This is a genomic window from Vibrio campbellii CAIM 519 = NBRC 15631 = ATCC 25920, from assembly GCF_002163755.1.
Lineage (GTDB): Bacteria > Pseudomonadota > Gammaproteobacteria > Enterobacterales > Vibrionaceae > Vibrio > Vibrio campbellii.
Map to the genome: position 1 here is coordinate 604,429 of NZ_CP015864.1, position 12,706 is coordinate 617,134.

Sequence of the window (12,706 nt, forward strand, 5' to 3'; positions counted from 1 at the left end):
TTTACGTTACCCTAACCGGTATCTTATTCACCAAGGTTAGATAATAACAATGCAAATAGAACCGTTAATTCAGGGTGTTGTAGCTCGCTCGGCACACCCGTATGGGTGCCGCGCTTCCATCAAAGAGCAAATTGAATACGTAAAACAGGCACCACAGATCAAAAATGGCCCCAAGCGCGTTTTGATTATTGGTGCTTCTTCAGGTTTCGGCTTAGCCGCTCGCATCGCCCTTACATTCGGCGGTGCAGAAGCAGACACGATTGGCGTCTCTTTTGAACGCGGCCCATCAGACAAGGGCGTTGGCAGCGCAGGTTGGTACAACAACATCTATTTTAAAGATGAAGCCACTCATCATGGCCGTACTGCGGTTAACATCGTAGGCGACGCCTTTTCTGATACTGTTCGTAACCAAGTGATTGAAGCGATTGAAACCTACTTCGAAGGTGAAGTAGATCTAGTGATTTACAGCCTGGCGACTGGTGTTCGTCCAAAACCAGAATCCGACGAGTTCTGGCGCAGCGTCATCAAACCTATTGGTGAATCGGTGACGGGTGCTTCTATCCTGCTTGAAAACGACCAATGGGTTGAATCAACGCTCGCTCCAGCGACAGAAGAAGAAGCGGAAGCAACGAATAAAGTGATGGGCGGTGAAGACTGGGAAAGTTGGATCGACACACTGATCAACTCAGAGTCGATAGCCAAAGGTTGTAAAACCATCGCCTTCTCCTACATGGGGCCGGACGTAATACACCCTATTTACTTAGATGGCACGTTAGGTCGCGCAAAAGTAGATTTACACCAAACCAGTCATGCATTAAATATCAAAATGGCAAACTTTGGTGGCGGAGCGTACGCCACTGTATGTAAGGCCTTGGTAACTAAAGCGAGTGTTTTCATCCCAGCTCTCAGCCCTTACCTTCTGGCGCTATATCGTGTGATGAAAGAAAAAGGCACGCACGAACGTTGTATTGAGCAAATGCAACGCCTGTTTACGACCAAGCTGTATGACCAACCAAAAGTGCCTGTCGATGGCGAACGTTTGATTCGTATCGATGATCTTGAATTGGATCCTGAAGTCCAAAAAGAAGTGTTGGCTTTGTTAGAACAAATGAACGCGGAGAACTTTGCCGAAATCGGCGATTATGAAGGCTTTAAAGACGAATTTATGAAGCTAAATGGTTTTAACTTTGAAGGTGTCGATTACACTCAGGACATCTCAATGAAAACGCTTAAAGCATTGAAACCGTAAACTGCCTTCCAACCCTGGCGTCTCACTTATAAGACAGTGCCAAGTATTTAAGAGTCCTGAAAGGTTTTCAGGACTTTTTTTTATCTGAAGTAATCGTCCCCCTATACTTGATCTAGTCGAGGATTTAAATGATGTGTACATCTGGCTACAAATAGAAAAATGATACTTGTTCACAGGGTGTGGGCCGACGGCAAAGGACTGCTTTTATGGGTACATTACAAACACTAGATTACGAGATACCCGAATCGATGCGGAGAAGTTGGCAAAATATCGTCAACCTCTTAGCACGCGTTGCCGATGTACCCACTACACTGATCATGCGCATACATCCCGACTACATAGAAGTAAACACCACTAGCGAAACCGAAAATAACCCTTACCAAGTTGGCGACAAAGAAAAACTAGGACATGGTCTTTACTGTGAACACGTTATCCAAAACAAATGCGGGCTGTTGGTCCCAAATGCACTGGTTGACGAGAATTGGAAAGATAACCCAGACATCGAGCTAGGAATGCTCTCTTATTGCGGGCTGCCGCTGTATTGGCCGAACGGAGAAACCTTCGGCACCATCTGCATGTTGGATGTTAAAGAAAACCAATATAACGACACCTACCGAGAGCTTCTCGCCTCTTTTAAAGAGTCTATAGAAGCGCAGCTTGCCGTCGTTTTTCAACAACATAAGCTTGTCCGCTTGAATAACGAACTCAAAAGTCGGGTTGAAACCCGCACTACTGACCTTGCTCAGCTTAGTTACTCGTTGACAAGAGAGATAGACCGCCGTAAAGCCGCCGAGAAGCAAGTCAACTATCAGCAGACTCACGATCAAGGGACAGGCTTTTTGAATCGAGCAGCACTCGAACAAGTGTTGGACCAAACCTTAGATGGCATTGATACTGAACAACACTCTTTAGTGGTGATTAACGTCGGCTTTAGCAACGCTCGAAGCATACAAACGAAATACGGCTTTGAAGCCTTTGACGAGGTGTTGAAAGAGTTTCGCTTTCGCCTTGGCCACACCGAATCCAGCTATTTTGTCACAGGAAGACCGAGCTCTAACGACGTCGTTATCATCGTTACTGGTGAAAACATAGAAACGAAGGTACAGCACCTCCTCGACGATATTACTCATGTCAGCTTGGGGAGCTTTTGTATTGAGGACAACGAAGTCCACCTCAATTCTTATGTGGGTGTAGTTCAAGCCCACAAAAACAGTTATGGGAAGCAACTACTGCAAAATGCGTGTTATGCAATGTTACTGTGTAAAGAGTCGGGCGAATCTTATCGCTACCTCTGTGAAAGCCAGTCTCAAGATATTAGTGACCATAACAAACTCGAGAGCTACTTGCTGCAAGCGGTTCGTAACGATGACTTAATGCTGTACTACCAACCGAAGGTTCTTCCACATAACCATAAATGGATTGGTGCTGAGGCATTACTTCGTTGGCGCCATCCGGTGCTGGGCGATGTCTCTAATGAGGCCCTAATTCACATGGCCGAGCAAAATGGCTTAATCTTTGAGGTCGGTTCGTTTGTCCTTCGCACTGCAATAGATAAAGCTAAGCAATGGTCTGAGCTGGTGGATAACTTTAAGATTGCCGTGAATGTCTCACCTATCCAATTGCAAAACGTTAACTTCGCAGAGCAAATTGAACACCTATTAGATACCTTTCACCTACCCGCGCACTTCCTCGAACTGGAAGTTACCGAGAGCGCGCTCATTGCTGATGAGGTTGTTGCACGTAATACATTGAATAAACTACACGAACTTGGTGTGACATTGTCACTCGATGACTTCGGGACGGGTTATGCCTCTTTCAGTTATCTGAAAAAATACCCGTTTGATGCGATTAAAATTGATAAAAGCTTTGTTCAGCAAATGGAAAAGTCTGACGACGACAAAGCCATCATCCGCTCTATCATCCACATCGCCAAAAAACTGGAACTTCAAGTGGTCATTGAAGGGATTGAATCCACTCAACAAGAGCAATTTTTGATTGGTGAAGGCTGCGATATTGGGCAAGGCTTTTTGTACGGTAAGCCAATGCCTTGCAATGAATTTGAACAAAGTTTGTTTAATCAAAACCTATTAGGTGGACAATACACCTATTCTTCCTAAGCATTTCCTTTACTCTGCTGGCGGTGGTTTCTATAATCGCCGCCCGCTTCCAATAAAAAGGCCATTATCTTCATGGATCAGTTGACTGCCACGCTTAAGAAAATCGAAAAGCAGAACTATCGCGCATACCAACAAATCAAAGGTCAGTACGACTTTGGTGATTTCGACTTGTACATTGATTACGTACAAGGTGACCCGTACGCCTCTGCTTCTCGTCTACGTGCTACTCGCGCGTGGTCTTTGACCGGTCTTGAATGGCTTAAAGACGAATCCCCTGCATTCCAACGCGCGGCTCGTGACTTTATTGCTCGCAGTTTTGATGAGTTTGCAAAACAAGAGAACGCCGTTTCTATCTCTCTAAGCGGTCAAACCGTTCTAGATAACACTGCGGTGCTTTTCACTGAAGAAGGCATTGAGCTTCGCTTCCGCGTGAATTTGCCAGCTGAAGGTCGCTCTGTTCTTGGTAAGAAAGCGAACAACATTTTGACGTTCTACTTGCCGAAGTTTATTCGTCGCGCAACGCTGGAGCGTGAGCTGAACAAAGATGCATTGATTGAGCACTGTAAAGTGGTGGAAGATCAAGCGTCACTGCGTGAACAATTAGAAGCAAATAATCTTGTCGCTTTCGTTGCGAATGGCAGCGTGCTTCCACGTATTGCCGGTAACTGCGATCTTCCGATGAAAGATGCGGTAGAATTTAAAGCGCCAGAATCACTTCAGGTTACTCTTCACGCACCAAATAAAGGCTATGTAACCGGTTTAGGTATTCCAAAAGGCATCACCTTGATTGTTGGTGGTGGTTTCCACGGTAAATCAACGCTACTGAATGCAATAGAACGTTCTATCTATGATCACATTCCTGGCGATGGTCGTGAATACATCGTAACAGATGCGAATGCGATGAAGATCCGTGCGGAAGATGGTCGTTGTGTTCATCACTTGAACCTATCGAACTACATCAACCACTTGCCAATGGGTAAAGACACGGCGGATTTCTCTACGCAAGATGCGTCGGGATCAACTTCTCAAGCGGCTTGGCTACAAGAGTCTATCGAAGCAGGCGCAAGTTCACTTCTTATCGATGAAGATACGTCAGCAACTAACTTTATGATTCGCGACGAACGTATGCAGGCGTTAGTAGCAAAAGGTGACGAACCCATCACTCCATTGGTCGACCGTATCGGCCAACTGCGTGACGAGTTAGAAATCTCTACCATCATCGTTATGGGTGGCTCTGGTGACTACCTAGACGTTGCGGATACGGTTATACAAATGCACGACTACCAAGCGGTTGATGTAACCGAAAAAGCCAAAGAGGTTATCGATCAGCACCCTACTCAGCGTCATAACGAATCAGAAGAGAGCCTACAAACGTTCAGTCCTCGCGCGTTGAACCGTGTAGCACTGATGAACATTCTGACAGACGGTAAGTTCCGCGTGAATGCAAAAGGCAAAGACTCTCTTCGCTTCGGTAAAGAGTTTACAGACCTGAGCGCACTTGAGCAGTTGGAGTCCGCAGATGAAGTCAACACCATCGGTTGGCTTTGGTTCCAGATCGCGCAACTTCCTGGTTGGTGTAACCACCCAGCGAAAGAAATTGAAGACATGCTATCTGGCGAATGGTACGCAACACTGCCGAAACAAGGTGATCTCGCGAAACCACGTACATTAGATGTCATGGCGGCACTGAACCGCATGCGTAAGTCTCAGTTCAAACCTTCTCGTTAATACTGAGCAACACGAATAGCAAAAAGGCAGCGATAGAACGCTGCCTTTTTTGTTTGAATTAGATTGGGGAGTATCGCCAATAAACTCAATTTGTTACGTCGTAACGCAGAACCTATCATCCGTTACGTAAAACATTCCATGCATCGCACAAAACCCGAAAGCGCTCTGAATCCCCATTGTCTCTGTCTGGATGCCAACGTAGCGCAAGTTTGCGCCACTGCTTTCGGATTTCTGCTTTAGTCGCATCTGCACTTAACTCAAATAAACTCAGCGCCTTGGCGCGGTCTAAATCAGAAGGCGAGCTTCCACCTATATAACGTTGGTATCGGCTCCAGAATTCATTAAGCAGCCTACGTACCTCACCTTCATCCGCTTCGTAGTTCTTCCAATCAAGGTAATACTCTCTTAGAGGATCATTGGTATCGATACTGTGACGAGAGGCTTCAATGGCCGACATGAGGACAATATTCATTGCTTCAACTTGCAACCAGCCGTCTGGGTATAACGTTTCTTGTAGCTGATAAAGGGCGTTCATCAGTAAGAAGTTACGTTTAAACAGGTCTTTATCTGGAGATGAATCTAATTGAGGAACGTAACCATGCTCACCAAGTTCCTGCGCGAGTGTGTGCACCTTCCAGTTGGTAGGTTGTTTTCGGAGAATGTCTAGAATCGGCCACAACAATGGATTTTCCATATATTGCTGTCCGTTGTGGCAAACATCAAATTGTTCGTCCATGTATCCCCTAACCGTTTTAAGTACCTGTTATTAAAGCTAGTCAATTTGTACCATAAACACAAAAAGGCTGACAGTCATAAACCGTCAGCCTTTTGAAGGAGGAGCTCGTTAACTTAAATAACGCCCAGCTCTCTCAGACGCTCCATCAAGTAACTGTGTGCGGTGTAACGCTCAGAAAGCACAGTATCCGGTTTTGGGTGTAGGAACAGTGGCAAAGAAATACGAGATTTTTCTTGGCGACCGCCTGTTGGGTTGATAACGCGATGAGTCGTCGATGGGAAGTAACCACCCGATGCTTCTTGCAGCATGTCACCAATGTTGATGATTAGGTTACCGAAGTCACATGGCACATCTAGCCAATCACCTTCTTTGCTCTTTACCTGAAGACCCGGCTCGTTCGCTGCTGGCAGTACTGTTAGAAGGTTGATGTCTTCATGGGCAGCTGCACGAATTGCGCCCGGCTCTTCTTCGCCAGTCATCGGTGGGTAATGTAGAACGCGTAGAAGTGTTTTATCGCTGTTGTTGATCATTTCAGACAACGCGATAGAGAATTTCTCTTGTACCTCTTTTGGTGCGTATTCTTCTACCCAGCCAAGCAGTTCTTGAGCAAACGCATTAGCACGGTCATAGTATTCCATAATTTCCGCTTTTAACTGCTCAGGCATTTGTCCCCAAGGGTATACATGAAAGTACTCTTTAATATCTTTTACTGATTGGCCTTTCGCGACTTCAGAAACTGATGGTGGAAAATAACCGTCTTGTGTTTCAACATTGAAATGGAAGTCGTTCTTTTGCTCAGAGCAGAAAAACTCGTACCAGTTTTTGTAAATAGACTCCACCAGCTCTTGAGGGATCGGGTGGTTTTTAAGGACACCAAAGCCTGTTTCGCGCAGTGAGGTGACGAACTGTTGAGCAGCGTCGTCAGCAAGATAATCGACAGTTTCCAGTTTCATGACATTACTTCTTTTATATTAGACTGAGCGTTGAATTCTATGGATGGCCATGTTGTAAATCAAATTTTAATGAAATGTTTGTGCGCAAACGTTTTATTGTTGAGCAGTTTCGCAATATATCAACATAAAAAGTAAGCATTACTCCTGTAAAAGAAACAATTGCACACCGTACAATTAAGTGTAATCATTAACACAGTTTTCAATTGAAGGATCAATTTCTCTATGAAAAGTACTTCTACTTTATTAGTTTTAACGATTTTCTACGCGATCGTTTTTTTGTTTTCTGCGTTAGAACCAAATTCCCGCGCGGTGTGGTTTGCAGAGATCGTTCCTGCCATCGGTATTCTTGTGGCCATTTGGGCACTGTCCATTCGCTACCAATTCAGTAACACCGCGTATGTGCTGATGTTTGTCTGGCTGTGTCTTCATACGATTGGCGCCAAATATACCTTTGCCGAGGTGCCTTTTGATTGGTTCAATAACTTGATAGGTTCGGAGCGCAATAACTTTGACCGCGTTGCTCACTTTTCTATCGGTCTCTATGCGTACCCTATTGCTGAATACCTAATTAACAAGAAAAAAGTCAGCGCTAAATTGGCTTGTTGGTTCGCGCTCTTTGCCATCATGTCATTGGCAGCAGGCTATGAAATCATTGAATGGTGGTATGCCGCAATCGCTGGCGGTGATGAGGGTATTGCCTTCCTAGGCTCCCAAGGAGATATCTGGGACGCCCAGAAAGACATGTTATGTGACACGATGGGTGCGATATTATCTTTGGTTTTACTGACAACTCAGCGTCGACTGGCGAAGCCACTCTAGATAAGGTTTAAACCCCTCTACAATTGGGACTTGCACGATTTGAGCAACTTCATACTCGTGCAGGTCTTTTATTTTGTCTTCAACCAAAGCATAGAGATCTTTGCGCGTTTTAATGATCAATAGCCACTCACTATCACTGCACACTTCACCTTTCCAAACATAGTGGCTTTCCATAGCCATGGTTTGAATGCAAGCCGCTAGCTCTCCTTCCAACAAACCTTTGATGATTTCGTCGCGGTTCTTTTCTGTACCGGCGGTACTCAATACCATACAGTATTCGTGTTGTTCGCTCATAACTGACTCTTATTTCATCGTCACCTTGCCGCCAATCATCTTGTAGGCAGGTGTTCCTCTTACTAACGTATCTCTTGCAAACTCTTGTTCACAACCAGGGCAAATGCAAGGTGTCTGAGTAAAGTCTTCTACAATGCGTTCTTTGAAACACTTCACCAGCGCGCCTTTGCCGCCTTTTCGATATTTAAACAGCTGCGTCTTACATTTCGCACAATATATCTCGACCGTTTTGGTCGGTTGTTTCTTATTCGGTTTCGCCATCTTGCTCTATTTTTGGTTTTACCCACACGTTGCTGAAATCAAACCAACCAAGGGCATTGCACTTGGCATTCTGTAGCGCACCACTGTGGTCTTTGTTCACGCCTAACCAACAGTGGAACATTGGGATCACCTGGCAGCTTTTCACAAGTTGCCTTCCCAATTCTCGAGCGGGGAAATCAGCATGTTGCCCGGCTCGCCATTGGTCCACCAGCCCAGCCCAACCAGAAAAATCATAACCTGCACTAAACTTGTCGATGTCGCTGTAATCCAGCAACCATCCAGCTAACGCATCGTTACGGTTAGTGGCAATACCCATTGCTTTAATCCAAATATCGACCTCTTCTGGTGATGGAGGTTGCGTGTCATAACGAACAAATTCAACATCAATACCGTGAGGTTTTAATAAGGTTTTAATCGCCTTTGCGATGACCGGAAACATCGGATGCTTCTTCTGATAAGCGACGCAAATGGCTTTGTCTTTCTGAGGGGCTTCACCGGCAATGGTCGGCCTAAGGTCTATCCAGCCCGGTTTTAGACCAAACGCTTGCAGGACACCGAGCTCGATTACCTTGTCTTGAGGCACATGAGCATATACTTGGTAACTGTTCAGTGTTTGGCTTAAAAACTCCGCCCAACGCGGGTCTCTCGCAATACCTGTATTTTTATTCAGTAATAAGAATGTACATCCGGGATCGAGCTCGACTTCGTCTGTCGACGCTTGTTTGTCCATTTGTGGTTTGGTCAGGCTTGGATACACCATCGAGGAGTATGCTTCGTCGATCACCCATACCTCAACTTGATCCAAGAGCGGACGTAGCCCGAAGTAGCCATCGAATGCCGTCAAAATTAAACGTTTGTCATCGTTGACTTTAACTTGAAACGGCCCGGTTCCTACTGGCTTTCTATCAAACTCTTCCGCGCGCATATTGTTTGGCAAAAGGACTTTGGCTTGAGACTCACTCAGAGCAAGCGGCAGGTACTTATCAGGACGAACAAGATGAATATCCACTGTCCAAGGTTCAGGCGAAACGACTTTTTCGATGTGTGAGAATAGATTCAATTCGCTTAATACGCTGATGCTTTCAATCACGCAATCGGTCGTGAGCAGTTCCCCATTATGGAAACGAACACCACGGCGCAAATAAAAACGCCAATGGGTATCTGAGAGCGCTTCCCAATAGTGGGCAAGATCTGGTTGAAGATGCTCATTGTCATCTAGCTTAGTTAAACCACTAAACACTTGGCGCGCAATATGCTGCTCAGAGCGGCGCATCGGTTTTTGTGGGTTCAGCATCGCAAGTGGACGATAGTAAGGTAAACGGACAACCTGCTCGCCTTGACGGTGTTGTAAGCCGAGGTAGCCTTGAATCACTTGAGTGAGTTTAGCTGCGTCATTATCCAACGCCTCTAACGCCTGCCCGATTTTGCCTTCGTCTAAGTAACGACGTGCAAGGTTTTCACTGACATCACTGCGATTGCGCTTAAAAACCAGTTTAGAGAGTTTTCCGCGACCTGCGGCAGGATGCCATTCGATCCAGCCTTCTTCTTCTAACTTATTAAGAACGATTCGAGCGTTGCGGCGGGTACAAAAGAGTGCTTCGGTAATGTCTTCGAGTTGCACTTCCGTGTCATTACCAGAGAACTTTTCAAACAGCGTTTCGAACTGAACGCGTAAACGAGGGCTACTCATAAAGAGGAAATTTTAGTTTTCATAACGATAAACTAAGTTTCCTCATTTTTTACGGAAAGTGCAAACTTCGACGTGCAAATTATTGAATGTCGATACCAATTTCTTGCGCTAGGTGGCGTAATTGATCTTCATCGTCGAGTTTGATCGACCATTTGGTTTCCGCACCATGTGCCAAAACCACGTTAGCACCGCGACCAAGCAGCTGAATTGCATCGGTTTGAGCTTGCAATGTGACCATCGCACTTCCGGATAGCTTTATCACGACTTCACGCTGCGTTGCGATAATTTTTCCTAAAGAGAATTCAATAACCATATGAGTATTCTCTTATTGAATCGTTTTTTCTTTCGGATGTTTTACGGCAATCGTCAAGCGGCTTGTGCAAACCAAACGTCCGCGTTCATCCGTGATTTCAATTTGCCATACTTGAGTCGATACACCCAAGTGAACCGGCTTCGCCGTGCCAATAACGTGCCCGCTGCGCATGGCTCGAATATGGTTTGCATTGATGTCGAGACCAACACAGTAACTCCCCTCACCAACACAGAAATTGGCAGCCAGTGAACCCAGGGTCTCTGCGAGTACAACAGAAGCGCCACCATGAAGCATCCCAAGAGGCTGATGTGTAAAGCTGCAAACTGGCATGGTCGCAGTCAGTGAGTCATCCGTAAAATCGGTATAGACGATTTGCAGGTGCTCCATCATGGTGTTTTTCGACGTCGCGTTAAGAATGTCTAAATCGATTGGCTTTTTCCAAATACTCATTTTTCGCTCTTATCTCGCCCCGTATTGCACTGAGCGATTTATCTATGAAAAGTGTGCCTAGCATAGTCCTGATCGCATTGTGACTTCAAGGTCAAACGCAAGCCTCAACGTCATCAACATAATGACTTAACGTTTCTTTACGAAGCGTTATACTATTGGCACAAAAAAGAAAATATTTATATGGACCCTATTATGAGAACATGGATCAAAGCCTCAGTGCTTTTGACAATAGCTGGCTTAACGGCATGCAGTTCCTCACCGACTGGTCGAAATCAAATTCTTATGTTTTCCGATCAAGAGATGTCTTCGCTCGGTGCTAAATCGTTTGATCAGATGAAGCAAGAGATTCCGATAAGCAAAGATAAAAAGGTCAACGCATATGTTCAATGTGTTGCCAAGCAAATTACCGATACGATCCCGCCTCAAGCAGGGTTTAAAAATTGGGAGGTTGTGGTGTTTGATAGTGACCAAGTCAACGCATTTGCCCTACCCGGCGGTAAAATCGGCGTTTACACTGGATTGCTGAAAGTAGCGAAAAACCAAGACCAACTTGCGACGGTCATTGGCCACGAAGTAGCACACGTTTTAGCAGACCACAGCAATGAGCGTTTGTCTCAAAGCCAACTAGCAAACGCGGGATTGTCGCTAGCTAACGTGGCGATTGGTGCCTCTGAATATAAAGAGTATCAACAGATGACCATGGCAGCACTTGGTGTCGGTGTTCAGTACGGTGTGATACTTCCTTATGGCCGCACTCAAGAATCAGAAGCTGATATTGTGGGTTTAGGCTACATGGCGAAAGCGGGCTTCGATCCAAATGAAAGCGTTGATCTTTGGAAAAACATGGCTGCTGCGGGTGGTGGACAACCGCCGGAGTTCTTCTCTACTCACCCATCACACAGCACTCGCATCAAAGACTTACAGGCAACCATAAAAACGTTACCTGCGTCGAATGCGAAAGCGCCAAGATGTGGTTAGTTTAAATGAGTAGTGAATGCAGTTCTAAATAATAAAGCTCCGTAATGGAGCTTTATTTTTATAGATAGACTTATGCTTTAAGTGCCGAGGATCTGCAGAGGCAAACTTAATAAGCTATCGCCTAACCCTGCGAAGTACCAAATGATCGCGATAAAACCGCCAACCGATACCAAGTACCACGCAAACGATAACAGCTGACCATAACGTGTTAACGGCAATAAGTGGCTATGATGGCGAGTTCGCCATTCCATTACCACTTCGAGCATTCCCATCATCAACAAGAAACCAAGTAGTGTTAAGCCGAAGGTATAGCTGATGTAGATACCGAGCAACGCCGTGACAATACTACCGGCCAAACCTATCCATGTGTTCATTGAAAAGGTTATGCTTTTAAGTACATGCCCGCCATCTAACGGCAAGATTGGCAGTAGGTTGAATAGGTTTAACAAAGCGTTAAATACGGCCAATCCTGCAAAGATCATCTCACCGGTCATCCAATACAAGACGGTGAATACTATGCTGAGCACCAAACCAAAGAACGGCCCCATGATGGAGATAACCACATCTTGCCAACGCGTATTTATCTTTTCATCGCTCAGCGCCAAGCCGCCCAAGAATGGAATTAAGTAAATGCCTTTCGTCTTCATGCCAAAGTACTTCATCGCACGGATATGGCCATATTCGTGGAATACCAGACACGCAACCAAAGCCAGCGCAAACTCAATCGAAAACAACCAAGAATAGGCAGCCAAACTTGCGGATGCTAACGCAACCTTGATCACTTTGGCGCTTTTTAGCGCTTTCATTCCAAGCGAGACGAGGCCTATCAAGCTAAAACGTTTTTCTGCTGGTGGCGCTTCAACTGGTACTTGGCGTTCGATGTCTTTCTCCTCACGATGCCCTGCGGTCACAAGTGTTTCATTGATGCTTGCTTGGTATTTAAAATCAAACGGTTGCCATTTTAATTCACAGCTCAATTGGCAATGCAGAACTTCCTCACCAGATGAAAGTTTAAATTCATGCAGCGACTTCCCAGTCTCATCATCACTGGCTGCGATTTGTGAAACCAGAGTGTTATCCCAAAACAGCTGTTGCCAACCTGCCATAGAGCCTTCGAG

13 protein-coding genes are annotated in these 12,706 nt (G+C 45.5%); 5 read left to right on the forward strand and 8 right to left on the reverse strand.

Annotated features, from left to right (window positions below):
• The first annotated feature begins 49 nt into the window (after positions 1–49).
• The 3 genes from fabV to A8140_RS18555 all read left to right on the forward strand — a co-directional run bounded on the left by fabV (position 50) and on the right by A8140_RS18555 (position 5,094).
• The gene (gene fabV, locus A8140_RS18545) at positions 50–1,249 is read left to right on the forward strand and encodes an enoyl-ACP reductase FabV (RefSeq protein WP_005531314.1); all 1,200 of its coding nucleotides are present in this window, start codon (positions 50–52) and stop codon (positions 1,247–1,249) included.
• Positions 1,250–1,455: 206 nt separating this feature from the next.
• Positions 1,456–3,366 (forward strand): bifunctional diguanylate cyclase/phosphodiesterase, encoded by a 1,911-nt coding sequence (locus tag A8140_RS18550; protein ID WP_005531312.1) that lies wholly within the window; start codon positions 1,456–1,458, stop codon positions 3,364–3,366.
• Between the two features lie 72 nt (positions 3,367–3,438).
• Positions 3,439–5,094 (forward strand): ABC-ATPase domain-containing protein, encoded by a 1,656-nt coding sequence (locus A8140_RS18555; RefSeq protein WP_005531310.1) that lies wholly within the window; start codon positions 3,439–3,441, stop codon positions 5,092–5,094.
• A gap of 115 nt (positions 5,095–5,209) precedes the next feature.
• Here the strand turns inward: A8140_RS18555 and A8140_RS18560 are convergent, their stop codons facing one another.
• Both A8140_RS18560 and A8140_RS18565 read right to left on the reverse strand, forming a co-directional pair.
• Entirely contained in the window at positions 5,210–5,830 is a 621-nt protein-coding gene (locus tag A8140_RS18560; protein ID WP_005531308.1) for a DNA-J related domain-containing protein, read from the reverse strand.
• Positions 5,831–5,943: 113 nt separating this feature from the next.
• Positions 5,944–6,783: an isopenicillin N synthase family dioxygenase gene (locus A8140_RS18565; protein ID WP_005531307.1), complete on the reverse strand. Its 840-nt coding sequence runs from the start codon at positions 6,781–6,783 to the stop codon at positions 5,944–5,946.
• Between the two features lie 222 nt (positions 6,784–7,005).
• Between A8140_RS18565 and A8140_RS18570 the strand changes: the two genes are divergently transcribed.
• On the forward strand, positions 7,006–7,602 hold the full coding sequence (locus A8140_RS18570; RefSeq protein ID WP_005531305.1) for a DUF2238 domain-containing protein: 597 nt from the start codon (positions 7,006–7,008) through the stop codon (positions 7,600–7,602).
• On the opposite strand, the gene cutA is transcribed toward A8140_RS18570, so the two are convergent.
• The 5 genes from cutA to A8140_RS18595 form a co-directional block, all read right to left on the reverse strand.
• Complete coding sequence (gene cutA, locus A8140_RS18575) at positions 7,564–7,896, reverse strand: divalent-cation tolerance protein CutA (protein ID WP_005531303.1); 333 nt, start codon at positions 7,894–7,896, stop codon at positions 7,564–7,566. The two genes, A8140_RS18570 and cutA, sit on opposite strands and share 39 nt — an antisense overlap.
• A gap of 9 nt (positions 7,897–7,905) precedes the next feature.
• Positions 7,906–8,157, reverse strand: coding sequence for a hypothetical protein (locus A8140_RS18580; RefSeq protein WP_005531301.1), 252 nt, complete (start codon positions 8,155–8,157; stop codon positions 7,906–7,908).
• Positions 8,141–9,847 carry an SgrR family transcriptional regulator gene (locus A8140_RS18585; RefSeq protein ID WP_005531299.1) on the reverse strand — a complete coding sequence of 569 codons (1,707 nt, stop codon included), beginning with the start codon at positions 9,845–9,847 and terminating at the stop codon, positions 8,141–8,143. The genes A8140_RS18580 and A8140_RS18585 overlap by 17 nt, the downstream gene beginning before the upstream one ends.
• 79 nt (positions 9,848–9,926) lie before the next feature.
• Complete coding sequence (locus A8140_RS18590) at positions 9,927–10,160, reverse strand: DUF3389 domain-containing protein (RefSeq protein ID WP_005531297.1); 234 nt, start codon at positions 10,158–10,160, stop codon at positions 9,927–9,929.
• A 12-nt stretch (positions 10,161–10,172) separates the two neighbouring features.
• A complete protein-coding gene (locus A8140_RS18595; protein WP_005531295.1) occupies positions 10,173–10,610 on the reverse strand; it encodes a hotdog fold thioesterase in 438 nt (145 codons plus the stop codon).
• Between the two features lie 192 nt (positions 10,611–10,802).
• Here A8140_RS18595 and A8140_RS18600 point away from each other — a divergent pair, with 192 nt between their 5' ends.
• A complete protein-coding gene (locus tag A8140_RS18600; protein ID WP_005531292.1) occupies positions 10,803–11,588 on the forward strand; it encodes a M48 family metallopeptidase in 786 nt (261 codons plus the stop codon).
• 77 nt (positions 11,589–11,665) lie between these two features.
• On the opposite strand, the gene A8140_RS18605 is transcribed toward A8140_RS18600, so the two are convergent.
• A complete protein-coding gene (locus A8140_RS18605) occupies positions 11,666–12,694 on the reverse strand; it encodes a site-2 protease family protein (RefSeq protein WP_050557401.1) in 1,029 nt (342 codons plus the stop codon).
• Between the last annotated feature and the right edge of the window lie 12 nt (positions 12,695–12,706).

What these genes read in the sequence shown, in the direction of transcription:
- fabV (WP_005531314.1), top strand. Translation starts at nt 50, where the DNA reads ATGCAAATAGAACCGTTAATTCAGGGTGTTGTAGCTCGCTCGGCACAC.
- A8140_RS18550 (WP_005531312.1), top strand. Translation starts at nt 1,456, where the DNA reads ATGGGTACATTACAAACACTAGATTACGAGATACCCGAATCGATGCGG.
- A8140_RS18555 (WP_005531310.1), top strand. Translation starts at nt 3,439, where the DNA reads ATGGATCAGTTGACTGCCACGCTTAAGAAAATCGAAAAGCAGAACTAT.
- A8140_RS18560 (WP_005531308.1), bottom strand. Translation starts at nt 5,830, where the DNA reads ATGGACGAACAATTTGATGTTTGCCACAACGGACAGCAATATATGGAA.
- A8140_RS18565 (WP_005531307.1), bottom strand. Translation starts at nt 6,783, where the DNA reads ATGAAACTGGAAACTGTCGATTATCTTGCTGACGACGCTGCTCAACAG.
- A8140_RS18570 (WP_005531305.1), top strand. Translation starts at nt 7,006, where the DNA reads ATGAAAAGTACTTCTACTTTATTAGTTTTAACGATTTTCTACGCGATC.
- cutA (WP_005531303.1), bottom strand. Translation starts at nt 7,896, where the DNA reads ATGAGCGAACAACACGAATACTGTATGGTATTGAGTACCGCCGGTACA.
- A8140_RS18580 (WP_005531301.1), bottom strand. Translation starts at nt 8,157, where the DNA reads ATGGCGAAACCGAATAAGAAACAACCGACCAAAACGGTCGAGATATAT.
- A8140_RS18585 (WP_005531299.1), bottom strand. Translation starts at nt 9,847, where the DNA reads ATGAGTAGCCCTCGTTTACGCGTTCAGTTCGAAACGCTGTTTGAAAAG.
- A8140_RS18590 (WP_005531297.1), bottom strand. Translation starts at nt 10,160, where the DNA reads ATGGTTATTGAATTCTCTTTAGGAAAAATTATCGCAACGCAGCGTGAA.
- A8140_RS18595 (WP_005531295.1), bottom strand. Translation starts at nt 10,610, where the DNA reads ATGAGTATTTGGAAAAAGCCAATCGATTTAGACATTCTTAACGCGACG.
- A8140_RS18600 (WP_005531292.1), top strand. Translation starts at nt 10,803, where the DNA reads ATGAGAACATGGATCAAAGCCTCAGTGCTTTTGACAATAGCTGGCTTA.
- A8140_RS18605 (WP_050557401.1), bottom strand. Translation starts at nt 12,694, where the DNA reads ATGGCAGGTTGGCAACAGCTGTTTTGGGATAACACTCTGGTTTCACAA.